21 protein-coding genes are annotated in these 26947 nt (G+C 51.6%); 16 read left to right on the forward strand and 5 right to left on the reverse strand.

Annotation, left to right across the window (positions count from 1 at the left end; genetic code table 11):
* Positions 1 to 2: 2 nt before the first annotated feature.
* Genes rfbD through rfbB form a run of 4 tightly spaced genes read right to left on the reverse strand, consistent with a single transcriptional unit; the run spans position 3 to position 3404 of the window.
* Positions 3 to 863 (reverse strand): dTDP-4-dehydrorhamnose reductase, encoded by an 861-nt coding sequence (gene rfbD, locus NHM04_RS15435; RefSeq protein ID WP_254264647.1) that lies wholly within the window; start codon positions 861 to 863, stop codon positions 3 to 5.
* Between the two features lie 5 nt (positions 864 to 868).
* Positions 869 to 1459 (reverse strand): dTDP-4-dehydrorhamnose 3,5-epimerase, encoded by a 591-nt coding sequence (rfbC, locus tag NHM04_RS15440; RefSeq protein ID WP_254264648.1) that lies wholly within the window; start codon positions 1457 to 1459, stop codon positions 869 to 871.
* A complete protein-coding gene (rfbA, locus tag NHM04_RS15445; RefSeq protein ID WP_254264649.1) occupies positions 1456 to 2340 on the reverse strand; it encodes a glucose-1-phosphate thymidylyltransferase RfbA in 885 nt (294 codons plus the stop codon). The genes rfbC and rfbA overlap by 4 nt, the downstream gene beginning before the upstream one ends.
* A complete protein-coding gene (rfbB, locus tag NHM04_RS15450; protein ID WP_254264650.1) occupies positions 2337 to 3404 on the reverse strand; it encodes a dTDP-glucose 4,6-dehydratase in 1068 nt (355 codons plus the stop codon). Before rfbB ends, rfbA begins: the two co-directional genes overlap by 4 nt.
* 176 nt (positions 3405 to 3580) lie before the next feature.
* Here rfbB and NHM04_RS15455 point away from each other — a divergent pair, with 176 nt between their 5' ends.
* The 15 genes from NHM04_RS15455 (at position 3581) to NHM04_RS15525 (ending at position 22222) form a co-directional block, all read left to right on the forward strand.
* On the forward strand, positions 3581 to 4168 hold the full coding sequence (locus NHM04_RS15455) for an aminodeoxychorismate/anthranilate synthase component II (RefSeq protein ID WP_254264651.1): 588 nt from the start codon (positions 3581 to 3583) through the stop codon (positions 4166 to 4168).
* Between the two features lie 11 nt (positions 4169 to 4179).
* Positions 4180 to 5211 carry an anthranilate phosphoribosyltransferase gene (gene trpD / locus NHM04_RS15460; RefSeq protein ID WP_254264652.1) on the forward strand — a complete coding sequence of 344 codons (1032 nt, stop codon included), beginning with the start codon at positions 4180 to 4182 and terminating at the stop codon, positions 5209 to 5211.
* A 15-nt stretch (positions 5212 to 5226) separates the two neighbouring features.
* Complete coding sequence (gene trpC / locus NHM04_RS15465) at positions 5227 to 6039, forward strand: indole-3-glycerol phosphate synthase TrpC (protein WP_254264653.1); 813 nt, start codon at positions 5227 to 5229, stop codon at positions 6037 to 6039.
* A 600-nt stretch (positions 6040 to 6639) separates the two neighbouring features.
* Positions 6640 to 7950 carry a nucleotide sugar dehydrogenase gene (locus tag NHM04_RS15470; protein ID WP_254264654.1) on the forward strand — a complete coding sequence of 437 codons (1311 nt, stop codon included), beginning with the start codon at positions 6640 to 6642 and terminating at the stop codon, positions 7948 to 7950.
* 243 nt (positions 7951 to 8193) lie between these two features.
* Positions 8194 to 9669: a mannose-1-phosphate guanylyltransferase/mannose-6-phosphate isomerase gene (locus NHM04_RS15475; RefSeq protein ID WP_254264655.1), complete on the forward strand. Its 1476-nt coding sequence runs from the start codon at positions 8194 to 8196 to the stop codon at positions 9667 to 9669.
* Positions 9666 to 11198 (forward strand): glycosyltransferase family 2 protein, encoded by a 1533-nt coding sequence (locus tag NHM04_RS15480; RefSeq protein ID WP_254264656.1) that lies wholly within the window; start codon positions 9666 to 9668, stop codon positions 11196 to 11198. The genes NHM04_RS15475 and NHM04_RS15480 overlap by 4 nt, the downstream gene beginning before the upstream one ends.
* A gap of 11 nt (positions 11199 to 11209) precedes the next feature.
* Positions 11210 to 12358 (forward strand): PilZ domain-containing protein, encoded by a 1149-nt coding sequence (locus NHM04_RS15485; protein WP_254264657.1) that lies wholly within the window; start codon positions 11210 to 11212, stop codon positions 12356 to 12358.
* 52 nt (positions 12359 to 12410) lie between these two features.
* Entirely contained in the window at positions 12411 to 13712 is a 1302-nt protein-coding gene (locus NHM04_RS15490) for a hypothetical protein (RefSeq protein WP_254264658.1), read from the forward strand.
* Complete coding sequence (locus NHM04_RS15495; RefSeq protein WP_254264659.1) at positions 13709 to 15040, forward strand: alginate export family protein; 1332 nt, start codon at positions 13709 to 13711, stop codon at positions 15038 to 15040. The genes NHM04_RS15490 and NHM04_RS15495 overlap by 4 nt, the downstream gene beginning before the upstream one ends.
* A gap of 14 nt (positions 15041 to 15054) precedes the next feature.
* Complete coding sequence (locus tag NHM04_RS15500) at positions 15055 to 16476, forward strand: MBOAT family protein (protein ID WP_254264660.1); 1422 nt, start codon at positions 15055 to 15057, stop codon at positions 16474 to 16476.
* A gap of 9 nt (positions 16477 to 16485) precedes the next feature.
* On the forward strand, positions 16486 to 17592 hold the full coding sequence (locus NHM04_RS15505) for a hypothetical protein (RefSeq protein WP_254264661.1): 1107 nt from the start codon (positions 16486 to 16488) through the stop codon (positions 17590 to 17592).
* A 15-nt stretch (positions 17593 to 17607) separates the two neighbouring features.
* Entirely contained in the window at positions 17608 to 18249 is a 642-nt protein-coding gene (locus NHM04_RS15510) for an alginate O-acetyltransferase AlgF (RefSeq protein ID WP_254264662.1), read from the forward strand.
* A gap of 96 nt (positions 18250 to 18345) precedes the next feature.
* On the forward strand, positions 18346 to 19689 hold the full coding sequence (locus tag NHM04_RS15515; RefSeq protein WP_254264663.1) for an alginate biosynthesis protein AlgX: 1344 nt from the start codon (positions 18346 to 18348) through the stop codon (positions 19687 to 19689).
* Between the two features lie 10 nt (positions 19690 to 19699).
* Complete coding sequence (locus NHM04_RS15520) at positions 19700 to 20737, forward strand: alginate lyase family protein (RefSeq protein WP_254264664.1); 1038 nt, start codon at positions 19700 to 19702, stop codon at positions 20735 to 20737.
* 15 nt (positions 20738 to 20752) lie between these two features.
* Complete coding sequence (locus NHM04_RS15525; RefSeq protein WP_254264665.1) at positions 20753 to 22222, forward strand: right-handed parallel beta-helix repeat-containing protein; 1470 nt, start codon at positions 20753 to 20755, stop codon at positions 22220 to 22222.
* Positions 22223 to 22241: 19 nt separating this feature from the next.
* Here NHM04_RS15525 and NHM04_RS15530 read toward each other — a convergent pair whose 3' ends face one another.
* On the reverse strand, positions 22242 to 23864 hold the full coding sequence (locus NHM04_RS15530) for a methyl-accepting chemotaxis protein (protein ID WP_254264666.1): 1623 nt from the start codon (positions 23862 to 23864) through the stop codon (positions 22242 to 22244).
* Positions 23865 to 24234: 370 nt separating this feature from the next.
* Here NHM04_RS15530 and NHM04_RS15535 point away from each other — a divergent pair, with 370 nt between their 5' ends.
* Positions 24235 to 26793, forward strand: coding sequence for a family 20 glycosylhydrolase (locus NHM04_RS15535; RefSeq protein WP_254264667.1), 2559 nt, complete (start codon positions 24235 to 24237; stop codon positions 26791 to 26793).
* Positions 26794 to 26947 lie beyond the last annotated feature (154 nt).

Genomic DNA, 26947 nt, shown 5'->3' on the forward strand with positions numbered 1-26947 from the left:
CGCTAGTGAGTGTATTCTGCTAAAGCCCGGTTAAGGGAATCTAACCAATGGGGTCTTAGAACATAAAAATCTTTTTCTATCTCACGGCAGTCCAGAACACTAAAGTGTGGACGTTTAGCCGGTGTGGGAAACGCTTCGCTGGGAATGGGGTGGATGACGCATGCTTTGCCTGACCGCTGCATAATACATGTGGCAAAATCGTACCAACTGCAAACTCCGGCGTTGCTGTAGTGGTAAATAGTCGCCCGCTGTTGCGAAAGTGCTGGGCTTTGCGCGACCGCTATAAGTGCCACGGCGAGATCTTTTGCCCAGGTGGGGCTGCCAATCTGATCAGCAACCACGTTCAGGTGGTCTTTTTCTGAGCCCAGACGCAACATGGTGCCAACGAAGTTTTTGCCGAAGGCGCTGTAAACCCAGCTGGTACGAACAATTATGCCTTTCGCGCCGCTGTCGATAAAAGCGCGTTCACCTGCGAGCTTAGTTGCTCCGTATTGCCCCTGTGGGTTGGTTTGGTCCCCGGGGCGATAAGGGCGATAGTGTTTGCCGTCGAAGACATAATCGGTAGAGATGTGAATCAGACAAGCGTCCAGCTCTTGTGCTGCGCGGGCGAGCTCTGCAACGGCCAAATGATTGATAAGATCGGCGCTCTCGCGCTCCTCCTCAGCTTTATCCACCGCCGTGTACGCGGCGCAATTGATGATAACGTCGGGGCGGGCTTTGCAAATAGCTGGGCGGATAGCGTCGATTTTACTTAAGTCGAGCGTTTGGCGATCAAAAAAAGTCCACTGTTCAGCGCTTTGCGATGCCAACCGCTGCAGCTCTTGCCCGACTTGTCCTCCCGCGCCTAAGACTAAAATATGCATTCTGGTTACTCGTACAGATTGTGCTCGTAGCGAAAAAGTGAGTCCGGATCACGATTGAGTTTTTCATTCAGAGAGGGCAGTGCTCTGTCTTTGTCTGAAGTCTGAATCAGCTGCGCGTTTATGCCCCAGTCGATGGCCAGGTCCTGATCGGCAAAGTGAATGCCGCTGTCGTGCTCGGGGGCGTAAAGGTTATCGACTTTGTAGCTGAAAATCGCGGTCTCGCTCAATACCACAAAGCCATGGGCAAAGCCGCGAGGGACAAATAGCTGATGCTTGTTGTCGCTACTTAAGCGTGCGGCAACGTGTTGGCCAAATGTTGGGCTGCCGACACGGATATCAACTGCAACATCGATGACTTCGCCCTGGATAACCCGCACCAGTTTGCTCTGTGCGTAGGGTGCGCGCTGGTAATGCAAGCCGCGCAGGACACCGCGCGCCGAAAAAGATTCGTTGTCTTGCAGGAAGTTGACTGGATAACCAGTGGCCGCCTCAAAAATATCTTGACGAAAAGACTCGAAAAAATAACCTCGGGCATCGCCAAATACCTTGGGCTCTATTAATAAAACGTCAGCAATGGCTTGTGGGGTAATCTTCACAGCGGTAGTTCCTCTTGGGCGCGGCGCAACAGATACTGCCCGTACTGATTTTTGGCCAGAGGTGCCGCCAGGTCCTGCAACTGTTCGCGGCTAATATAGCCGAGCTCGTAGGCGATTTCTTCGATGCATGCCACTTTCAGGCCCTGACGCTTTTCAATGGTTTCAATAAACTGCGCCGCTTCCAACAGGCTTTCGTGAGTGCCGGTATCCAGCCACGCGTAACCGCGCCCCATAAGCTCTACCTTCAGACGGCTGTCGTCCAGGTACATTTGGTTGATGCTGGTAATTTCCAGTTCGCCGCGTTTTGAGGGTTTCACCTCTTGAGCCTTTTTCACCACATCATTCGGGTAAAAGTACAGGCCGGTGACCGCATAATGCGACTTGGGCGTTTCCGGTTTTTCTTCGATGCTGATGGCGTTACCTTGACTGTCAAACTCCACCACCCCATAGCGCTCTGGGTCATGCACATGGTAGCCGAATACCGTGGCTTGCTCGTTATCCGCATTGGCGACTGCGTTTTGCAGTGTCTCTGAAAGATGGTGGCCGTAATAAATGTTATCGCCGAGTACTAAGCATACCGAGTCATCGCCAATAAACTCTTCTCCCAGGATAAACGCTTGAGCCAGGCCGTCGGGGGAGGGCTGTACCACATACTCAAAATTTAACCCCAGATGCCGACCATCGCCCAAAAGCCGTTGAAAGCTACTCTGATCTTCCGGTGTGGTGATAATCAAAATGTCGCGAATGCCCGCCAGCATCAATATAGAGAGCGGGTAATAAATCATTGGCTTGTCGTAAACCGGGATTAACTGCTTGGAAACCCCCTGGGTGATAGGGTATAAACGCGTGCCGCTGCCGCCAGCCAATACTATGCCTTTCATTTTTCTAAGCCTATACGTTCAAGTTGGTAGTGACCGCTGAGCACATTGTCCCACCAGCTCTCATTCTCCAGGTACCACTGCACGGTCTTGCGAAGCCCCGTGGCAAAAGTTTCCTCCGGGCGCCAATCCAGCTCGCGATCAATTTTAGACGCGTCAATGGCGTAGCGCAGATCGTGTCCTGGGCGATCTTTCACAAAAGTGATCAAGTCTTCGTAGCGCCCGATAGAGGCGGGTTTTCTGTCGCCGGCCAATTCTTCCAGTAGGCTGCACAGCAGGTGAACCACGTCGATATTGCGCTTTTCGTTGTGCCCGCCAATGTTGTACGTCTCGCCAACTTCGCCTTGCAAAAGCACCTTAACCAGCGCCCGGGCATGGTCTTCCACATACAGCCAGTCGCGAATTTGATGGCCGTCGCCATACACTGGTAAGGGCTTGCCTGCCAGAGCATTAAGTATCATGTGGGGGATAAATTTCTCGGGGAAGTGGTAGGGCCCGTAGTTGTTAGAGCAGTTGGTAACCAATGTGGGCAGGCCATAGGTACGCTGCCAGGCGCGTACCAGGTGGTCCGAGCTGGCCTTGCTGGCAGAGTAAGGTGAGCTTGGAGCATAAGAGGTGGTTTCGGTGAACAGATCCTCTGTACCCTCAAGATCGCCATAGACTTCATCGGTTGAGACATGGTGAAAGCGAAAGCGCGCCTTGGCATCATCGGTTAAACTTTCAAAGTGGCGGCGCGATTGCTCCAGCAGGGTATAGGTACCGATGATGTTGGTCTGAATAAACTCACCGGCATTGGTTATGGAGCGATCCACATGGCTTTCGGCAGCCAGATGCATGACGGCATCCGGCTGGTATTTGGCAAAAACGTCCGCTATGGCGATGGCGTCGCAGATATCGACCTGCTCAAAGCGATAGCGAGGGCTGTCTGAAATATCGGCCAGTGATTCCAGATTGCCGGCGTAGGTGAGCTTGTCGACGTTGATGACACTGTGGTCAGTGTCATTGATAAGATGTCTGATGACGGCAGAGCCGATAAAACCGGCGCCCCCGGTAACAATAATATTCATTGCAGTCGCTATTATCCGTTCAAATCGTTTATTCCGGCAGGCTCTGGCTGCGCGGCCGCCATGATACCTTATGACCCCTGGTGAGAGTAGTAACAAGATGTTGCACAACCCGCAGGGCCTTGAATTTCCTGGCCCCAGGGCCTAGCATTTCGCCCTTGCTCGCCATAGGCCCAGCCATGCTGTTGATGATCGACAACTACGACTCCTTTACCTACAACCTGGTGCACTACCTTGAGGACCTGGGGGTGGAGGTATTGGTTCGCCGCAATGATTGCTTGGGCCTAGCCGACATTGAGCGGTTAGCACCCGATTACCTGGTAATTTCCCCAGGCCCCGGGCGCCCCGCAGATGCCGGTATCTGCGTGCAGGCGGTGCGCGAGTTTTCTGGTAAAATTCCGATTCTTGGAGTTTGCCTCGGGCATCAGTGTATTGCTGAGGCCTTTGGTGGTCGGGTGATTCGTGCTCACCGCGTCATGCATGGCAAAACCTGTCCGGTGCAACATAACAACACCGGCGTGTTTCGAGGGCTGGCCAATCCGCTTACCGTCACTCGCTATCATTCGCTGGTGGTGGAGCCGCAATCTCTGCCAGAGAGTTTTGAGGAGACCGGCTGGAGCTTTGCTGCCGATGGGCAGCGCGACTTGATGGGCTTTAAGCACAGCCGCTTGCCCCTCGAGGGGGTACAGTTTCATCCAGAGTCCATCAAAACAGAACAAGGGCACCAGCTCTTGCAGAACTTTTTACAGCAACCGGCCCAACAGTAGGGGAATGATCAGTGGATATAAAACAGGCCTTGGCGCAAATCGTTGATCAGGTAGATTTGTCGACAGAGGAAATGATCCAAGTAATGCGCCAGGTAATGACCGGCGAGGCAACCACGGCGCAGATAGGTGCACTGCTGATGGGCTTGCGGATGAAAGGCGAGACCCTGGACGAAATAACAGGCGCCGCCACTGTGATGCGCGAACTGGCCAGTGGTGTTGCAATCAACAGTGAAAACCTGGTGGACACCTGCGGCACGGGTGGCGATGGCGCCAATCTGTTTAATGTATCAACGGCTAGTGCTTTTGTCGTGGCGGCTGCCGGTGGCAGCGTGGCGAAACACGGCAACCGCTCAGTCTCAAGCTCTACAGGCAGCGCCGATGTACTGGAAGCGGCTGGCGTCAACCTCAATTTAAGTTCAGAGCAGGTCGCGCGCTGTGTAGAAGAGCTGGGTGTTGGCTTTATGTTCGCGCCCGCTCATCACAGCGCTATGAAGCACGCTATTGGCCCGCGTAAAGAACTTGGCCTGCGTACAATATTTAATATGCTTGGCCCCATGACCAACCCGGCCGATGTAAAGCGCCAGGTTATTGGCGTGTTCAGCGATAAACTCTGTCGCCCCATGGCCGAGGTGCTGGGCCGGTTGGGCAGCGAGCACGTGATGGTTGTGCATGCGGCCGATGGACTGGATGAAATTTCTTTGGCGCGGGAAACCCATGTGGCCGAGCTAAAAGACGGCCGAGTGAACGAGTACCAAATAAAGCCGGAAGACTTCGGTATAGAGAGTCAAAGCCTGATTGGCCTGGCAGTGGAAAGCGCGGAACAATCCCTCACCCTTATTAAAGGCGCGCTGGGGCGCAAACCCGAGGGCGCGAGCCAAAAGGCCGCCGATATTATTGCCCTTAACGCCGGTGCCGCCATTTACGTTAGTGGTATTGCAGGTTCTCTCGCCGAGGGCGTTGCCATGGCTCAGGATGCCATAGGCTCAGGTTTGGCCGGCGAAAAAATAAACGAGCTGGCCGCCTTTACCCAGTGCTTTGCTTAACTAACCCAATTTCAAATGAAGCCCGTTATGTCTGAAACACCCACCATATTAAAGAAAATTATCACCCGTAAGTGGGAAGAAATAGCCGAGCGCAAGGCCCGTATTAGCGCAAGTGAGCTGGAGCGGCAGGCAGAGCTTCAACCTGAAGCGAGAGGATTTGTGCGCGCTTTAGAAGCTAAAATCGCGGCCGGCGAGGCGGCGGTGATTGCCGAAATCAAAAAAGCATCGCCCAGCAAGGGGGTTATTCGCGAAGATTTTGTACCCTCTGAGTTGGCGCAAAGTTACCAGGCGGGGGGCGCAGCCTGTTTGTCAGTGCTAACCGACGAGGATTTCTTTCAGGGCTGCGATGCCTATCTGCAACAGGCGCGCGCGGCTGTAGACCTGCCGGTCATTCGCAAAGACTTTCTGGTGGATGAATATCAGCTACTAGAGGCGCGAGCGATGGGTGCCGACTGTGTGCTGTTGATTGTGGCCGCTCTGACGGCTGAGCGGCTGACCGAGTTGAACCAGTTCGCCCAAGACTTAGGGCTGGACGTGTTGGTGGAAGTTCACGATAGAGCCGAGCTGGATATTGCTCTTACCCTGCCCAACAAGCTCATCGGCATAAACAATCGCAATTTGCATACCTTTGATGTGACCTTGGACACCACCTTTGCCCTGCTACCGCATATTGGCGAGGAGCGCTTGGTGGTCACTGAAAGCGGAATATTGAGTCCCGCTGACGTCAAGCTGATGCGTGACAATCAAGTGAACGCATTTTTGGTCGGTGAGGCTTTTATGCGCCAGAGCAATCCTGGGGAGTCTTTAAGGGAGTTTTTTACTCGCTAAATCATCAAAACGTAAATGACACTTTGTTGTTATGTACTGTTGTTTTTCACAAGCCCGCCAGTGCCACTGCCGGGCTTTTTTATTGGTGTGTTAAAAAATATTATTTATAGCCAATATTGATATAAAGAAATAACTGACACTGTCAGATTTTCGCGTATATTTTTAATAACGATTGTGAGCGATCGCTTACCGTTTTAGTTATATATCCGTTGTTTTTTTTCCTTTCTCACCGCTTTTAATCACCAAAAAGAATAGTTGGCCCTCCTTTTAATTCCCGCTCGGGTGTAATTGGCTGTAATTGTGTTGTTATATTGACGCGTTAACATATGCAAAGATGATCTATGCGTCATTCGTCAAATACTTGATTTGGCAAAGTGATGTGTGCAGGATACAAGTGAAGGACATTGATAAGTCCTCCTTCCTCGCATCTCTAATAATTATTCGCTCGTTTACCAAAAAAACCGTGACAAAGCTGGGCTCTGCTCGGCCGTACGGGTGTTGCGTTTTCTATTGTGCGCTGCACCTGGCGGATGTTTGTTACACAAACTGCTGTGGCGTTTTGGCGCGGCTAGCGTTTGTCGATTAACCAAAGGAACAGGTATGAAAATTAGTGTATTGGGTCTGGGGTATGTGGGAGCTGTGTGTACAGCGTGTCTGGCCAACCGGGGGCACCAGGTAATTGGTGGCGATGTCTCTCGGGTAAAGGTCGATTTAATTAATGCGGGCAAATCGCCCATTGTTGAGCCTGGATTAGAAGATCTGATCGCTGAAGGTGTTGCCAAGGGCGTGATTCTGGCTACTACCAACACCGAGAGAGCCGTGTTGGAAACTGACCTTTCTATGATTTGCGTCGGTACGCCGAGCAAGAAAAATGGCGATCTGGATTTAACCTATGTGCGCGCCGTTTGCCAAGATGTTGGCAAGGCGCTTAAGCAAAAAAATACCCGTCACACCATTGTCATTCGCAGCACCGTACTGCCAGGTACGGTTCGTTCGGTCATTATTCCGGTGCTTGAAGAGGCGTCTGGTTTAAAAGCGGGCACGGACTTCGGTTTGGCGATGAACCCCGAGTTTCTCCGTGAATCCACGGCGATCGAAGATTATGACAAGCCCCCCATGACGGTGATTGGTGAGCTGGATAAGGAATCTGGCGATCCGCTGGAAGAGATTTATAAAGTGTTGGACGCGCCCATCGTTCGCAAGCCAATCGAAGTTGCCGAAATGATTAAGTACACCTGCAACGTATGGCACGCCACCAAGGTCGCGTTTGCCAACGAAATTGGCAATATATCCAAAGCGGTTGGCATCGATGGTCGCGAGGTGATGGATATTATTTGCCAGGATACCACCTTAAATATTTCTAAAACCTACATGCGTCCTGGCTTCGCGTTCGGTGGTTCCTGCCTGCCTAAAGATGTCAAAGCGCTCAACTATCGCGCACGTCAACTCGACTTAAATCAGCCTCTGCTCAGCTCCCTAATGAGCAGCAATACTCAGCAGATCGAATACGCCTTTGATCGAATTACCGGTTATGGCAAGCGCAAGATTTCGATATTGGGCTTGAGCTTTAAAGCTGGCACTGACGATCTGCGCGAGAGTCCCTTAGTGGAATTGGCGGAAAAGCTGATCGGTAAGGGATACGAGTTAAAGATCTACGATCAGAACGTGAAGTACGCAAGTATTCACGGTTCAAATCGCGAGTATATCGAAGCGCGTATTCCTCACTTATCGTCTTTGCTTCACGACAGTCGTGAAGATGTTATCGACCATGGCGAAGTTATTATTTTGGGTAACGGCGAGCCTGCCTTTGGTGAGTTGATCGACTCGCCTGTGGATGACAAGCGTGTGTTCGATCTCGTTGGCTTTATGAAAACCGGGTCGAACGGGGCCCTGGAAGGTGTTTGCTGGTAGACCTGGATGTAGGACCTATTAACCCGGTAATTAATGTTGGCGAGTTAATAGTGCGGTGCATGGATGCACCGCTACGGGCCGCGGGTCCACGCGAGTCCTTGATACTTCAATTCGTCCGCGCACGTGCGGCAGAATTTCAAGGGTGACAATAAAGTAGATCAGGACGATTTACTTTGTTGCCAGGTTAACTTTATTGCCTGGTTAAATGGGTAAGCCAAATCTGAAAATTTTTGGAGGTAAGGGATGATTCCGGTAATTTTATCTGGGGGGAACGGCACACGTTTATGGCCGCTTTCCCGTGAGGGGTTTCCAAAGCAGTTCCATCAACTGGCTAGCAGCCATTCGATGTTTCAGGAAACGGTATTGCGTTGCAGTTGTGAAATTTTCTCCAGACCGGTTGTGGTATGCAATCAGGATCACCGGTTTATCATTCGCGAGCAGCTCTCTGCGCTGGGTTTAAGTGCGCAGTCAATATTGCTGGAGCCATGCGCTAAAAATACTGCGCCGGCTATAGCCCTGGCGGCTTTGCAGATTCGTGCCAGCGGCAGCGACGATGTGATGTTGGTCTGCCCGGCCGATCACTTGATTAAGGATGAAAAAGAGTTTTTACGTATTGTAAGAAGCGCCGCCAAACGCGCTGAAAACGGCGATATGGTGCTTTTGGGCATTCAGCCAGATCATCCCGAAACTGGGTATGGCTATATACAAAGAGGGCTCGAGTATCCCTCGGAGCAGGGAAGAATCTATTCCGTGCGTTCCTTTAAAGAAAAGCCCGATCGTGAAGCAGCCGAGCAGTGGCTTGAGACAGGCGAGTATTTGTGGAACGCCGGAATCTTTTTATTTAAGCCCAGTGTGCTCTTGAATGAGCTACGCTCGTTCGCACCACAAGTGCTTGAGGCATGCGAGCGCTCGCTGCAAGAAGCAGAGCGCGACTTCGAGTTTGTGCGTGTGGATCGCAAGCAGTTTATTCAGTCTCCATCTATTTCTATCGATCATGCGGTGATGGAACAAACCAACCTGGCCAAGGTGGCAGCACTAGATTCTGGCTGGAATGATATCGGCTCCTGGTCTGCGCTGTGGGAAGCAGGGGAAAAAGATTGCGAAGAAAATGTCATCAAGGGCGATGCCATACTGCACTCCACTAAGCGATCTTTAGTCTTTAGTCAGTCGCGCTTGGTGACCGCGGTGGGTCTTGAGGATATCGTCATTGTGGAGACGGCGGATGCTGTTCTGGTGGCCGATAAGAGTGACACACAAAGCGTTAAAAAACTGGTAGGAATACTGAAGAACGAGTATCGCGATGAAACCTTGAACCATCGTGAAGTCTTTCGCCCCTGGGGCAGCTTTGATTCCATTGATCGTGGCGATCGCTTTGAAGTCAAGCATGTGTCGATTAAGCCGGGCGAGCAAATCGCGATGCAGAAGCACAATCATCGTGCTGAACACTGGGTGGTCGTCTCGGGAACGGCAGAGGTTACCTGTAACGGGGAGCAGTTTCTGCTCACAGAGAATCAATCGACCTATATCCCAATCGGCGCGGCCCACCAGTTACATAACCCAGGCTTGATTCCGCTTGAGATCATTGAAATTCGCTCTGGCGGTTATCTGGGAGAAGACGATATTCAGCGGATTGTATCCGAGCAGGATAATTCTTCCGCTATGGATGCGATCAGAGAATTGGAAGCGCTGACTTTAGCCAAGGAGAAGGTTGCATCGTGAATGCTCAATCTGCCGCAGATCCATCAGCCGTCAACCGATTTTTAAAATCGGTTGTGGCTTGGTCTGCGCTATTTTTGGTGATCGTACTGTTAGCGGGTCTAGTCGACCCTAGGTACCTCGACCCGCAGCATAAACAGTTTTTGTTCCTGCTGGGGTTTATCGGTATGTGGCGTTATAGCAATGCGTTTATGCATTATTGTCGCGGCATGTATTTTCTCTACTGGAAGTATCCGCGTATGCGTAAGCAGGCTGATAAGCTCGGTGATCAGGCGCTGCCCAGCGAGATTTACATGGTGGTGACCAGCTTTCGTATCCCCTCTCACACCACTTATCGTGTGTACCGTTCAGTGTTTGAAGAGGCCGCCCGCGTAGGCGTTCCCGTCACGGTGATTGTGTCAATCGTTGAGCGGTCTGATGAAGTTCTGATTAAAGATATTCTACGTCGCCATATCCCTGATGGAGCCCAGGTTAAGTTAGTGATCGTCAGAGCGCGCGGCACCGGTAAGCGCGATGGCCTTGCACATGCCTTTCGCGCCTTATCGCGGCAAATGCCCGCCGATGATGCGGTGGTGGGTGTAGTGGATGGAGACACTAAGCTGCTGCCGGGCTGTGTCGCTAACGCAGTAAAATTCTTTAAGCTTTTGCCCACGGTGGGGGGTATTACAACCAACGAGTTTTGCGAGGTAGAAGGCAGTGAGCTAATCCGTCAGTGGCATGCACTAAGGTTTGCGCAGCGCCACGTAAATATGTGCTCCATGGCGGTATCCAAGCGAGTCTTGACGATGACTGGCAGGTTGTCCTTCTTTCGCAGCAAAATCCTGATCGATCCGCTGTTTATCAGTGACGTCGAGGCCGATCACCTAGACCACTGGCGTCTGGGCCGGTTTCAGTTTCTAACCGGAGATGACAAGTCATCTTGGTTTAGCTTGATGCGTGCCGGCTGGGATACGTTCTACGCACCCGACAGTAACACCCTAACGGTCGAACACCCTCCCGAGAAAAACTTTTTCAAGGCGACCCGTCAATTGATGTTTCGCTGGTACGGTAACTCGCTTCGCCAGAATATCCGCACCACAAAGTTGCTGGGCTACGAAAGATTGGGCCTGTTTACGTCCTATGTGCTGTACGACCAGCGTGTCTCTATGTGGACCTGTTTGTTAGGGCTTACCGTGTCTCTGGTTGCGTCGATTATTTATGGTGCTCAATACATCATTATCTATTTTTTATGGGTCGCAATTTCGCGCACCATAATGACGCTCGCGTACGCTTTTTCCGGTCACAGCATTAACCCTATGTATCCCTTGGTGTTGTACTACAACCAGGTTGCCGGATCGGCGATGAAAGTCTACGCCCTATTCAATATGAATAAGCAAAGCTGGACCCGGCAAAAAACCACCTTGGACAGTGGCTCAGGTCGTTTCGATGCGGTTCTGAATCAGGTGTCATCAAAAATTATGCTGTTTTCATCGCTGTGCATTTTCTTTGGAGCGGTGTCGGTACTTATTCATTTAACACAAAGAGCTTATTGAGGACGTCAATTATGACAAGTGTTGCTCAAGCAAATCCAGCCGTGTTGTCAGAGCCGCAAATAGTTCATGAAGCTATTGACGAGCGGCAACACGTTAGAGCGAAAATTCCAGCGAAAGTTCGCCTGCGCGGGAAAACCGGAGAAATTAATTGTGAACTGTGCGATCTCTCATTAGGCGGGGTGGGTGTTCATACTGCGGCCCCGCTAAAAGAGGGGATGCTGTTCGACGGCGAGGTGATCATCCCTCTGTCCACAGTAGACATTAAATTGGACGTGAAACTGAAAGTGGTGAAGGTTCGGTCCGATATTATTGGCTTGGCGTATATGGACTTACCCCAGGCTAAACGAGACGTTTTACGCCATATTATGTCCGCCTATTTATCTGGAGATGTAGTCGACATTGACGGCGTGCTGAACGTAATGCAGCGGGAAAATTACATCAAGCAGCGCAAAGTTAAGTCCGGTGATTCCAGAACCTGGGGCAGCCGTATTAAATCCATTTTGGGTACGCTGCTCTATTTGGTAATGGGCCTCAGTATTCTCGCCTTTTTGGCCTACAAGGTTTATCTGTATCTATTTGAAGTTAAATCGTCCAATGCCTTTGTGGCGGCGGACACCTATTCTCTGTATATGCCGGACAATGGGTTTATCGAGTTTCTGCTTCCCCCGGGAACTACCCAAGTGAAAAAAGGCGAGCCGATTGCCAGCATTTCCAGCCAGTTGGCCTCGAGCATTACTACGCCAGCAGATCTTGAGGCATTGGCAGGCATGAGTGAGGAGAATGTCGCTGCTATTCTCGGCCGTAGCATGATTGAAACCGTGATAAGCAGCCCATGTGACTGCGAACTTGTGTACGTCAATGGTTCAGATAATCGCTATGGCTACAAGGGTGATCAGCTGATTGATCTTTTGCCCGTCGATAAACCTCTGTATATCAAGGCCAGCTTTCCGTCGCAAAAGTTGGCTGATCTGCGCAATGCCAAAACGGCAAAAGTTCAAGTGTATGGTGAGGAACAAAGCTACAGCGCAGAAATTATCTCGGCGAACTACCGCAAAGAAGATGATCTTCTTGAGGTAAAGCTGGCAACAGATCGGCAGCTGGCAGCCAAGGCTTACAACGCCCCGGCTAATGTAAGCTTGTTCAAGGACGTTTCGCTCTAAGGAAGATATCGTGAAAGGGAAAGATTGCCATTTTAGGGCGATAATTGTTGGCATGGCGCTACTCGTTTGTGTGGGGCCAGTGGATGCAACGGAAAGCTTTGAGTCCATTTCGTATCGCTTGTCTCAGAATGATGATTACCTGGTGGACGAGCGCTTGCAAGAACTGGCCAAGCGAGGAGACTCGGCGGCGGCGAAACTGCTAGCCGATCGCTGGTCGGCGTCCTCCGATTACGGTTTGCTCAAGTCGGCCATTGATTTGTATATCACCGGTTTTGATCGCGGCCGTGGTGATCCGTCAGCGCTATCTGGTCTGGCTCGGCTCGGCTCGGGCACTCCGTATTTACAGCAAAACGTGCGTGAACGCTTAACTGAACTGCTTCGTTATTTGCGGGTTGACGCAACCAATGAGAATACCCGGGTCGCTCTGGATGTGTACGTGGAGTATCCGGATCTGGCGACAGAACAGGAGTTTGAGCGTGCACTGGCTTTGTATCAGCGCTCGTGCGAGCCTCCTTGTCATACAGATACTTATATTGCCAAGCGTGCCGAATACCACGGTAACGAGAGCGAAGCTCTTTTGCTTTACCAGGTGGCGATGAAAACTGACGCCAAAGCGGTGACCGAATATCTTGAGCTGGTGGGCGAAGATGGGCGCAAAGAGCTGACGGTTTTTGCCGCGGACAACAAAACCGGTATTAATGATTTTTGTGCAGAGTGTATTGACATGATTGCGCAAGAAATTGGCCGCGGTGACGGTGAGTCCGACTCGACTGTAATGTACTGGCTGGATCAATCCATTAGTTCTGGCGCGGTGGCATCAATGGTAGTGAAGGCCGAGTATATGATGGATAGGCCCGTGACTTACAATTACGAACCGGTGCTAAGTTTGATTGACGAGGTTCGTGCAATCAGTCCGGACGATGCTGTCTATCTTGAGTCGCAAGCGCTACTGGTATATCAGTGGCTGATTCTTAATCCGCCCAAATCCGAGCAATTGATTACCCAGCTTGAATTTTCCCGCCCCGTACAGGCCAAGTTTGCGCGCGCACAACTTTACGTAATGGGCGGTCTGGACGAGCCGGACCCGCAAAAAGCAATCAGCGTGTATGAGGATTTAATTGCCGAGAAGAAAATCAATGCGATTTACCGTATCGGCGCACTCTACGATGGCGCGGCCGGAGTGCCAAAAGATCTGGTTAAAGCTTATGCCTATGCGGCGGTCGCCAGTGATCTGGGAAACCGACAAGCACGCTATATGGTGGCTAGGCTAACTCCCGAGTTAAGTGTTGAGCAGCAAGCTGAGGCTCTGCAGTTCCGTCAGGAAATAATGACCGAATTGGAGCGCAGCCTATGAGAGTTTTCTTACCAATCAGTTTGTGTCTCGCGGCTGGAGCTTTTTGTTTCAACGCTGTGGCCGATTCCGATTACTCATTCGCCAACCGTTTAACCGCGCAGGCCGGCTATGGGCCCACCCTGGGTGAGATTGGCAGTGATGAGGAAGGCTTTGGCGTTGCCCGCTACGCACCGTCGTTGCTTTGGTGGGGTGGGGAGGATGCCTGGCCCAAGTGGGAAGTGTATACGCGTCTTTGGTTTAGCTACAGCAGTAACGGCGCCTCATCTCCCGTGTTTGAGGACGATCAGGATCTTCAGGAAGGTGAAAGTGCTGAGTGGCGAGACTTTTATCTGAAAGTCAATCGCTTATTCGGCAGCCCTGGTGTGGATCTGACCATTGGCAGGCAACGATACTCCAGCGAATTAGGCGTCTGGTGGGACAATAACCTAGAGTCCCTAAAGCTTGAGTGGCGTCAGGCTCATTCGGATGGCTTTATTGCCTTTGGTTCTCGGCTGGCGACTTATAACTCCGCCATCGATGAGCTGCCAGAAAGTGAGGAGGAAATTCTTTACGGTTTTGGGCAATGGCGCTACAGCTGGCGCAACAAGCACTATGCCGGTATCCGCTTAATGCTGGAGGCTGATCAGTCGGAGGCTTACCAAGCTGAAGATCCTTACGATGTCGATGCGACCCGTTACGGACTTTTCTTTCAGGCCAAAGATTTGGATGGGTGGTTTAGTGATTATTACATCGACCTGATCGGTATTGAAGGTGACCTTGTAGAGTACGCGCAGGATCAAAAGGCGCAGCGTGATTTTTCAGGCTGGCTTGCCGCCGCCGAGTTTGGCAAACGCTTCTACGATACCGCATGGCGCCCGCGGTTTGCGCTTCGAGCTACCGTAAGTGACGAGGCCCAGGATCGTTTTGACGGTTATTACCTCAACAGTATGGAGTCTGACCGCATAAATATTGAGAGTCAGTTTCGTTCGGCCGCATCCGGCTCTCTGGTCGAGCTGACCATGTCTAACCTGCTGATGTATGGGGTGAAAATGGAGCTTCAGCCGCGTGCGAGGCAGTCGCTTGATGTGCTTATTACCCAGATTAGCTGTCGCAGTGCAACCGGTGTAATGCCTATTGAGAGAACGCGCGCGACTGACTCCTGCGCCGAGGATAACGTCGGTCAAACCTACGATCTGAACTATGTATGGGATATGTATCCCACACGTGCAGGCAGTCGAAAAGTCGATTGGCGCATTATGGTAAACCTCAGCTATTTCGCAGCTGGATCGGCTCTGACCCCGAAGGACTCGGAGTATCAGGCTCTTATCAGTACAGAAATTAATTTTTAGGGAAGGGTAAAGACATGATATTTACTTCTAACGTATTTTTGTTTTTGTTCTTGCCGGTTTACTTGGCTATTTATTACATGGCCAAGCCACACTGGCGCTCTAGCGTCATCGTTATTGGCAGCTACTTGTTTTATGCGTGGTGGCGTCCGGATTTTTTGTTTCTGTTTGTGGCGGTAACTTACTGGAACTATTGGTTTGGCCAGAGAATCAGTGCGTGCCGCGCCGACAACATGAAAAAAGCATTCCACTATTTGTGCGTAGGTGTGTTGGGTAATCTCGCCGCTCTGGCGTATTTTAAGTACGCCAACTTCGGTGCAGAGGTTATTTCCGGAGCGCTCGAGAGCATGGGGCTCAATACCTTTACCATGGAGCATATCATTCTGCCTCTGGGTATCTCATTCTATATCTTTCAGGCAATCAGCTACATTGTTGATATATACCGCAAGGAAGCAGAACCCGCCAATAACTTTATCGATTTTGCGGCCTTCGTCGCACTTTTTCCGCAGCTGATTGCGGGGCCTATTCTGCATTATCGCGAAGTGGATAAGCAGCTTAAAAAACGCACCCACTCCTGGGATTTGTTCTCTTTAGGTGTGTGCCGCTTTATGCTTGGCTTTATCAAAAAGGTGCTTATTGCCGACTCTCTAGCCCCCCTTACCAACCAGTTTTTGCAAAACCCAGACCTGCAGATGACCGACGCATGGTTTGGTGCTGCCATTTCGCTAATACAGCTGTACTTCGACTTCTCTGGCTACAGCGATATGGCAATAGGCCTGGGGATGATGATGGGCTTTAAGTTTTCTGAAAACTTTAATCAGCCGTTTTTGGCGAAAAGCCTATCCGAGTTTTGGCGACGCTGGCACTTAACCTTAGCCAACTTCTTGATGCACTATGTTTATCGCCCTCTAGTGAGAACGGTGAAGCTATCCCCCGATGTGGCCCTGTTTTGTACCATGATGCTTTCGGGCATTTGGCACGGCGCTGATTTTGCCTTTATCTTTTTCGGTTTGTCGTTTGCAGTTTTGATGGTTGCGGAACGCAGGTTCAACCTGGTTACCTCTCCGACCTCGCCTTATAACGTGGTAAAGAACATCGTTACTGTGATGCTGTTGATTATGATCATGCCGTTTTTTACCACCGGTAGTTTGCAGCACTCGCTCGATGTTTACACCGCCATGCTGGGCTTCCAGGGCCTGGGTAGCCTGACTCCCTACTTTATCGGTACCTCCAAGATGACAATGGCGTTTGTCGTGGTGGCACTTATCTGGCTATTTTTGGCCGGGCGGCAAAACGTCAAGTATGCCGCCACCAAGGGCCGGTATGTTATGGAAAACGTAACTGGGGCTCAGGCGGTATTGCTGTGGTTGGGGTTCGCCCTGGCTGTCACCAAGCTGTCTGCTAGTTCATTTTCTCCATTTTTGTACTTTCAGTTTTAGGAGGAAACTATGTATCCGGTAATGAAAAGTGCCAGTCGCTGGAACGGGTATATATTCTGTGGGGTTTTGGTGCTGATGATGGTGTATTCGATCCCGAAGTTGCTTAGCTTTTCCAAGGATGAGCAAGAGCCCCTAAGCCTATTTCTCAGTGGTGACTTATCGAGAAAATTCGAAGGGACATTTGATCAGCAGTTCCCCGTTCGAGATGCTTCTATCTCTTTCTGGGCGGGCCTTAAGTACCTAGCGTTCGGTGAGGGTGAGTCGGGGGTTCTGATAGGTCGAGAGGGCTGGCTCTTTTCTAATGAAGAGCTTCTTTTGCCCAATCGAACCGAAGATGTGGTCGCCGACCATGTGGCGAAAGTGTCCGAGTATATTGACGCGCTGCAGGCAAAAGGAAAAAAGGTGATTGTAGTACCGGTACCAATGAAAGTTACGGTGTACCCGGAATACTATGCATCTGAGCTTTCACCCGAGTACTACTCCGTGAATGAAAACTTTTTACGGGGTTTGAACCGCGAAGGCATACCCCACGTCAACTTGTACTCAGAGTACATAAACCACAAGTCGGTGGACGATAAACTGCTATACCTTAAAACCGATACACACTGGTCCGCCCATGGTGCCAAAATAGCCGCTCAGGTTGTGGCGCAGCAATACCCAGAGTTGGTTATGTCGCGTGAGTACCGTACCCAAAATGGCGGCAGAGATCAGTATCAAGGTGATCTGACCAACTTTCTTTTGGCTCCAGGCCCTCTGCTGGGAGACTTGAAAGCACCAGAAACCATTGATGTCTACGAAACCTCGGCGGTGATAGACGAGAGCAGTGCGAGCGCTCTGTTTGGCGAAACTTCCGACAGTCTCGATCTGGTGGGAACCAGCTATAGCGATATTGAACAGTGGAACTTTCGCGGTTTTCTGCAGCAGGATCTTGCGCGCAACGTTGACTCCTATTCGCTAAAAGAAAAGGGCCCATATGCGGCTATGGATGAGTATTTGGCCAGTGGCGTAGATCAATCAACCTCGGAGGTTGTGATTTGGGAACTGCCCATGCGGGTGCTGCTAAAAACCGACCACCGCAAAGCTACCTGGCAACAAACTCTGCAATCACAATTTTAACAAGGAATGAAAAGTATGAATATTGCCATGATTCGAAGCCTGTTTTTAATCACCCTGATAGGCTGGGTCAATGTTTGCGCGGCGGATGAAAACGCGGCCTTATACGACGCCGCGGTACCCGAAGATGCTTCCTTTATCCGTGTGGTTAATACCTCCGACGCAACCGTAACCGTTTCTGTAAACGGTATGAGCCAGGTGGTAGCTGCCAGACAGATGGGAAGTTACTTTATCCTCAGTGAGGGTGATTACAGTGTCGATGTCGCCGGTATGGTTGCTAATGTAAGTCTGGCAACAAAACAGGCAAGAACCTTTGTCTACGACGGTGAGGCTTTGAATATCCTTACAGATAAATTACCCGACACCGTGAAAAAAGCGCAAATAATGTTTTACAACTTTACGGGTGAGTCGCTCTCTTTGAAGACAGACGACGGAAAATTTCCGGTGGTTGAAAATGTTGCGCCTGGCAATGTAGGTTTTCGCGAAGTTAACGAAGTGAAAATGCCTTTTAAGGCATTTAATGGTGAATCTCCTGTGCAGAGCTTTGAGGCCCTTTTACTGCGCAAGGGGCAGACCTACAGCTATGTATTGATGCAAACCGGTGAGGGCAGTCTGTATTCGCAAGCGGGTGCCAATACCGTGTATATGCCGCAAGAGTAGAGCTGATCGAGGGCTTAATTGATGATGACCGGACTGACAAGCAGGCTGTTGAAAAAAACCTTGCCTGCTAGGGTTGTAACCCGATGCTGCTGCCTTGTGGCGCTGCTTACGTTGGGCTACAAGGCCTCGGGTGAAACCCTGATGTGTCCCGAGCTGACGCTAGAGGAAACTTACGCCGAAGGCTCTATGAAAGCCATGCGAAAAATAGTCGCTGGTCGCGATAATTGGCTCTTTCGATCTGAGTTTGATTTAACCAATCAGTTCGGTATGCCGCCTGAATATTTTCCGCAGCTCACCAGGTTGGTAGAAGCTTTAAAGCAGCAGGGCACTACCCTGGTTTTTGCGGTTCAGCCTACGCGAGGGCTTCTACATCGCGACAAGGTAGACCCAAATAACTCAGCGGGTTTTGATTACACCGATGCCAGACAAAATCTACAGGCCTATATGCAACAACTGAGTGCTGCCGGCGCCGTTGTGCCCAATACTCTTACGTTGTTAGACGAGCCCGCCAACGAAGACTATTTTTTCCGCCGGGATCACCACTGGACCCCGGATGGCGCTCGACGCACAGCGAGAATCGTGGCCGATGGCATTCGCGAACTGGCGGTCTACGGTGATCTGGAAAAGAAAGAGTTTGTCACCGAAAACGGTCTGTTTATTCCCAAAGATGGCACCATGAACTCGGCGCTCAAATACGTCTGCGGTAACAATTACGGTACTCAATACGTACAGGGTTATCAAACCATTGCCGCTGACTCATCTGATGCGGCGGCTCTGTTTGGCGATCAAGCGGAGCCCGAGGTGGTGTTAGTGGGTACCAGCAATTCTGCTATTCGGGACGACGAGCGAAAAAACTACAACTTTCAGGGTTTTTTGCAGGATTACCTAAAAGTCGATATTCGCAATTACGCGCTGCAGGGCTCAGGCCAGGACGGCTCTCTGGTGCAATACTTACAGTCCGATGATTATGATCCGAAAAATCCACCTAAAATAATTATTTGGGAGCTGCCCGCAAACTATGCGCTGGACGACCCGCTGATGTATCGTCAGCTTATGCCGGCTATTTCCGGGGCGTGTCCTGCGCACAAGACTTTGCTTTCATCCCAAACGAGCCAGCCAAGCTTGAAAGATTCTGAGCGTTACCAGGTGTTGGCCAATGCAGCCGATTCTCTGATTGATATCGCCGGTCGTGAGGGCTACTTACAGCTAGAGATTTCCGATGCCTCGTTGAAAGAGTTTTATGTCATTACCTATTACGATAATGGTGATCGGGACAAGGTGTGGTTCCGGAGACCGGCCATTGTCGATGGCGGCACCTATTACCTCGAACTGTCAAAGAGCCCAGAGTTTCACGGTGCCAATTTGTTGAGTGTCTTCATTGAGCCGACACAGATAATCGACTCGCCAGTTGAGTTCGACGTGAAGCTTTGCGGCGGCTAGAAGGAGTGTTATGCGCAATCCATTGTTAGTGCTTGGCGTCTTTACTGCTTTTATTTCAGCAGTGCATAAGGTGCAGGCATGCCCTAAGGATATTGCCGAGCCTTACACAGGCGCCCTGCAGATTGAAAGCAAGTATGTGCAAACTGACAAATCAAAATCCACTCTAAAAGAGGGCATAGGCGCTGACTCCAAAGCGGTGAAGGAGCAAATACAATCCTATGGCAAACAGGTCGTCGCCTTTTCAGACTATATGATTCGCGCCAACGGTGAAGCCCAGAAAGCGGCGCAGTCGTGTCTTGAACAGGCGTTAACTGATTGGGCCGAAGCGGGAGCGTTGTTATCTGGCGACGTTTCTAAAACCGGTATGGCGATGCGCAAATGGACACTTGCCTCTATTGCCATGGCTGTATACAAGTTGCAAGCGTTAAACATTGGAGACTTCTCCTTAACCGAGCGCCAGAGGGCCTGGTTAGATAAGTTGGCCGACAAGGTGGTGGACGATTATAAAGAGCGCTTGAGTCCGGACTTTCGTTACTTTAACAATCACGATTACTGGGCCGCCTGGGCCGTGGTTGCCAATGCCCTCGCGACGGGTAATACCGCCCATATAAATTATGCTTACGCCGTGTTGGATCGTGCGGCAGCACAGCTTGAAGTTGATAAACAGCGCAATGTCGGCTGGCTGCCCAACGAGGTTGGGCGGGGTAAGCTGGCGATGAACTACATGCACTATGCCCTAAGCCCCTTGGTGATGCTGAATAATTACGCCGAGAAATTTTCCCTCGCCAGCAACAAGAGCGAGAAAGCTGTAATACTGATGGTCAATTTTATTAGTGGCTTTGCCGACAACCCCGGGGCCTTTTCGGATATCGTCAGTGGGCCCCAGGAGCCCGTGCCCGCCTATAAAGCGGCTTGGCTAATACCCTATCTACATCGTTACCCCAAGGATAAGGCGGCAATGCAGCTTTACGATCGCTACGATCAAGATGTCGATGGCTATTCGCAGCTGGGCGGTTTGCTTGAGCCACTTTACCCATTAAACCCTTAGGTGTCCGGAGTTATTATGGCCAAAGCCTTTACCTGTCTGTTATTACTTTTGCTGCCAGTGTTGGTGTCGGCTCAGTCGGCGCAAGCTGATTTAACGCAAGAAGTAGAAGCCCTGACAGCAGACGCGGCGTGTTGTCGCCGGCCTGAGGCTATTGATGCATCGCAGTATCGGCTCCAGCCGCAATGGCGGCTGGAAACCATGTTTTCGGCCCAGGAGGGTAGCTGGCCGTTTGAGCCTTTTACCAACAATGGTTTGTTTACGGTGATAGCCCGCTACCAGAGTGCGCACCCAAAAATTGTTACTTTGGTGCAGGGGCGTTTTACCCTTGATGAGTTGTATAAAAAGATTGCGCGCGACGACATCATCAGTCGCTTCAACGACGGGTACCTATTGCATTACCCGATTATGGTCTTGCCTGACGCCCACCTTCTGATTGATAACACCGAGCTGCATTTATCGATTTATGGTGGCGCTGCTGTGATTAATCGTGGCGCCATCAGTATTCAAGGTTCGCTGCTTACGGTGCGCCAGGGGGACAGCCCTAAACCTTCGATGGCAAACTTCAGGCCCTTTGTGATGAACTGGGCGGGTAGCTTGCTGGATATAGAGTCCAGTAAGATCAGCAAGCTGGGTTACCACGCCAACCTGAGCACGGGCATTGCGAGCGCGCGCAGCAAGCATCAGCCAGCTAACAGCGCTCCCCCTCAGGTGACGGTGGTCAATAGTGAGTTTAACGACGTTAATATTGGATTAGACTTGCATACCTCCGACGCCTTTATCGATAAAACGCGCTTTCTTACCAGCCGCCATCACGCAATTAATATTGATAACTCGCAGGTTTCCGTAGTCGCTTCGCATTTTGCTGAAACAACCGTTAATAGTTTGATACGAATAACCGGAGACAGTCGTGTGCTGATTGAAGGTTCGAAATTAATGGATTCGGCCAAGCATGGTGTGGAGTGGAGTGCGTCGTCCGGGGCCGTGTCTTTGCGAGGCACGCTTATTACCGGCTCGGGGCAGCATGGCGTTGCGGTAAAACCTGCGCCGCAACAAGGCGCAGCGGTGTTATTGAGTGATGGCAATGTGATATCGCAAAACCTGGGCGCCGGAATTAATATTGAAAGACCCGTGGCGACGCTGGTAGAAAACACTTTGTTCAGCGCCAACACGGATTATGCTATTAGCTATCGCACAGACGGCGGTCACGACAGTAATACTTTGCTCTTGCGTAAAAGTCGTTTTGTAAATTCTCTAGCGCCCGCCGTGCGCGCGCAAAAGCTGGATCGTCTGGTGCTGCAAGACAATCAATTTGATCTCTCGCAGGTAAATCAAGAATTATTTTCTGGGGACCTTGCGCCCTACCAGAGTTCGCTGGCCGCTGCCGTGTTTCGCGACCAGTGTCCGACCCAGGTGGTACGGGATGTCAGTGCTAACCGGTTAGTGGTTTCTACACTTGCTGGCGATTCGCCCGAGTGTAAGCTCTAGTGCATCGTAGGGGCGTTCACTATATCTGGAACTGTTCCAGTTGGTGGTTAAGGCTGTGCGCAGCATCGCGTATTTGCCTCGAGCTGATTAACGCGCCCTGGGCAGTTTCTTTAGCGGTCACGGATAAATCTTCCACCTGACTCACATACTGCAGAATAAGGCCACTGGCCTCCACGTGCTCGGCCATTGCCTGGCGAATATGCGAGACAATATCCTCGACAATTTTGGTTTCTTCACGAATAGACTCTACCGTGGTGCCACCTTGTTTGGTTTGCTCAATCCCCTGGCGCAGCTCTTTAACCATCGTGTCCATTTGCGCTTTACTGTCGCGACTGCTGCTTTGCACCGCGTTAATTGAACTGGCTATTTCTTCGGTGGCCTGAGTAGTGCGCGAGGCCAGCTGCCGCACCTCGTCCGCTACCACAGCAAAGCCACGCCCTTGTTCGCCGGCACGGGCTGCCTCAATGGCAGCGTTAAGAGCGAGTAAGTTGGTCTGCTCGGCCACAGCGCTGATCACAGAAACAACCGCCGAAATGCTGTTTATCTTGTCTGCCAGCACATCAATGCTTTGCTGCGTGGCTGCCACCGTGTGATCAATTTCGGTAAAGCGGGTTACTGCGCTGGCGATGGCCTGGCGCCCGGACTCTGAGGTTTGCGACGCCGCATGCGTTTGTTGGCGGGCTTTTTCCGCTTCGCTCATAGCCTGCTGGGTTTGTTGGTTGAATTCTTCTGCAGAGCTGGCAATTTTGGCTGTTGCTTCGCTTTGTGCCTCGGCCATAGAGCTACTGGCTTGGGCCTTTTCCACCATATTGTCGCTAATGCCATCCAGGGTTTGTGCCGCAGCCGTCATTGCGGCCATCATCTCGCGCAGCGCATGGCGCATCTTCAATACCGAGGCGTAAATACTGTCCTCTGGCGCCTGGTGAGCCGGGTCGTTTTCAGTTAAATCGCCGCCGGCAACTTTGCGCACTAATTGCAAAACTTCTTTAAGCTCGCCACCCAAACCCTTTTGAATACCGCTAACGGCTAAGTGCACCGGGATCACAATCAGTAACATGATGGCCAGGCAGATGAGTAGTTGATCGCTTGCGCTGTCCCAAAAGCGCTGGTTCACCTCGTTAAAGCCTATACCCGTTCCGACTACCCAGCCCCAGCGAGGTGTGCGTTGGGCGATGGACAACTTCTCTTCTACCGAGCCGTCGGCTTGTCGCTGGGTCCAGGGGTACTGCGCCAGCTCGCCATTCGCACGGTCAATGGCTGCTAGCATGATATGGCCAACACTGTTGTTCTCGGCGTCTTTAAATTCGTGAAAGCTGGTGCCGTGCAGCTCGGGATCGAGTGGAGCGGCAACAAAATCGAGGTTTTGATCCGCTACGTAAACGTATTCGGATTCGTGGTAGATGTTATTACGCAGTAGGGCGGTGGCAATGTCTTTGGCTTGCGAGTCGCTTAGCACTCCGCTGGCTGCGAGTTTTTCCATTTCGGTGACGGTGGAGTAGGTGCTGGCCAATAACTGCTTTACCCGCGCCTCATTGTCGAGGCTGGTTGCTTGGCGCAATGTCCATAAGCCCACCGAGACGATTACTAAAAAGCCCACCAGTATCAGGCTGGATAAAACCCACGTTTTGCTGCGAAGTGTCATGCCCAGCCTCTCAATTTCCCGCTTTTTGGTTAATCTTTGGCTCAAGGTAAACAAAAAGTGGACAACGTTGTCAAATATTTTTGGCGCAATATTCTTCTTTTGTTTAAGGGCTTTACTTGCGGCGACTTTTGGCTATAAAGGCTGCTGCAAGCTGGTGCAGTAGTCGGCAAAAAATGCCTCAATTTGTAACACCCACTGCCCGTTAATTTTGTTTGCTCGTGTATACAAACGTTAAGGGGGATGGACGGGGCGGGTAATTCGTGTATTCTGACAACGTTGTCTAATTTCAGATGGTAACCGCAGTAAGGTGGGCGTGCTCAGGTGTGGGCCTATCGGGCGGCGGTACTGCAACCTCGCGAGGAAAATAACAATGAAGCGGATGATCGCATGGCTGGCACTGGCCGGTTGTTCTTGCGCCCAGGCGGGCGAATGGTCCCAGACTCAGTTAGCCCGTTTTACCGACTCGGCGGAGCTTAACTTTGCCGTTGTCTCCAATTTTAACGAGCAGGGCAAGCAGATGCAGCTGACGCTGGATAATCAATCCGAGCTCAGTTTGCCCGCCTCTGGTTGGGCGGTATATTTTCATTCGGTGCGCCAAATCGCACCGCTGGCGGATCAGCCAGTACAAATTGAGCATGTTCAAGGCGACTTGCATCGGTTAGTACCCGCTGAGAATTTCGCGGGGCTGGCTGCTGGCGCCGAGCTGAGCGTCACCTACCAGCCCTCGGCGCATATGGTTAGTTATACCGACTTTATGCCCCGCGCCTTTATGGTGTTTGATGGCTTAGAGGCCGAAGTTTTTGCCAACACAGACACTGAGGATATGACGGCGTTTGTGGCGCCTATCGTTAAGCCCGAACAGCAGCTTCGCAGCCAGGCTGATAACTTTACTATCGCCACCGCGCAAAACCGCTACGAGCGCAATAGCCAATTGCCCGCAATCGATAGCGACAGTGTTGCCACTCGCATTATCCCAGCGCCCACGCAAATGGACGAGCACCGCGGCGAGGCTCAGCTGACTGCGAAGTGGCAGTTGCGTTACGCCGGCAGCTTAAAAGCCGAGGCCGAGTATTTAAACAGTCGCTTACAGCAAATGTATGGTTTTAGCCTGACACTGCAGCCAGACCATATTCCCGCCGACGGTCCCACTATTTATCTGCGCGCCACCGGCCAGGGCGAGAAAAAACTGCCGGTGCCTGAAACCGCTGAGTCATATATTTTGAAAATTGATGATGACACCATCGTCATTGACGGTCGCGATGCGGCGGGTGCGTTTTATGGTGTGCAAAGCCTGCTGGCCCTGAGTCATAAATCCGACGACCAGGTAAAAGTAAAAAACGCCAGTATCAGCGACAGTCCACGCGCCGTTTGGCGCGGTATGCACTATGACATGGGGCGCAACTTTCACGGCCAGGAGGTAACTCTGCGCCTGATTGAGCAGATGGGCCGCTACAAGCTCAATAAGCTGCATATGCACGTTACCGAAGACGAAGGCTGGCGCCTGGAAATACCTGGCTTGCCCGAGTTAACCGAAGTTGGCGCCACACGCTGCTTTGATCTTGAGGAAACCGAGTGCTTGCTAACGCAGCTGGGTACCGGGCCGCACACTACGGGTTCGGGCAACGGTTACTACAGCAAAGCGGATTTTATTGAATTGCTGCGCTTTGCCGCCGCGCGCCATATTGAGGTTATTCCCGAAATCGATATGCCGGGGCATGCTCGCGCAGCCGTTAAAGCCATGGACGCACGCTATACAAAGTTAATGCAGGCGGGCGATGAGGCGGCAGCGAAACAGTACTTGCTTGCCGACCCCGACGACGCCTCGGAATACTTAACGGTGCAAAACTATACCGACAACTCCATCAACGTGTGTCTGGAGTCCACCTATCGTTTTGTGGATAAGGTGATTTACGAGCTGCAGCAAATGTACCGCGAGGCAGGTTTGAAGCTGTCAACTTTTCATATGGGCGGCGACGAAGTGGGCAAGGGGTCTTGGAGCGCCTCGCCAGTATGTGATGAGCTGTTCGCACGTGAATTGGGTGTTGCCGGTCCCGCTGACTTAAAACCTTATTTTGTCAGCCGGGTATCCCAGCTTGCCAGTGAGCGGGGCCTGGACTTGGCCGGCTGGGAAGACGGGCTCATGTACGATCCGACCAACACCTTTAACCGCAAGCAGTTCGTCAACGAGCGTGTGATTGCCAACGCCTGGGACAATATCTGGGAGTGGGGCGTTGCCGATCGCGCTTACCGCCTGGCGAACAATGGTTATCAGGTTGTGCTCTCCCACGCCACCCACCTGTATTTCGACCACCCGCATGAAGCTCATCCCGCCGAGCGCGGCTATTACTGGGCGGCGCGCTATACCGACATGGCGAAGGTGTTCAACTACCTGCCAGACGATATGTATGCCAATGCAGACTTTACCCGCAATGGCGACGCCATTGAAAACCTGGAGGCGTTGGTGGGGCGGCCGCTGCCAACGCTGCAAAAACCGGAAAACATTCTCGGTATTCAGGGGCAGGTATGGACGGAAACCATTCGCACTGCAGACCAACTGGAGCAGATGATTTACCCACGCATGCTGGTGATGGCCGAGCGCGCCTGGCACAAAGCGGGCTGGGAGTCGAATGGTTCTGAGCGCGAGCGCAGCGCCGATTATCAGGCCTTCAGCAGCGCTCTGTTCGGTCGGGAAATCCCCCGGCTGCAGGCTCAGGGAGCGGAGCTGTATATACCCCCACCGGGGGCCCGTATAGAAGATGGCGAGCTGACAATGAACAGTGCCTATCCCACAGCGGCGCTTGAGTACAGTCTGGATGGCGCCCAGTGGCAGACCTACCGGCAGCCAGTGAACCTGGGCTCTCAAGGTGCTCTGGTGCGAACCAAGCTGGGTGAAAGTGTAAGCCGAGTCGAGAGGGTCGAGGCGCAATAACGCCCAACTGTCACCACCCAAAAAGCCCGAACAGGCAGAGCTTGTTCGGGCTTTTTTTATGCCGGTGAGTTTGAAAACAGACGACCATAGAGATCTTTCTTGGTGCAAAGCGATTGGGATTCATTGCTCTCTTTTGGAGCGGTTTTCAGCGCGA

The organism is Gilvimarinus sp. DA14 (genome assembly GCF_024204685.1).
Lineage (GTDB): Bacteria > Pseudomonadota > Gammaproteobacteria > Pseudomonadales > Cellvibrionaceae > Gilvimarinus.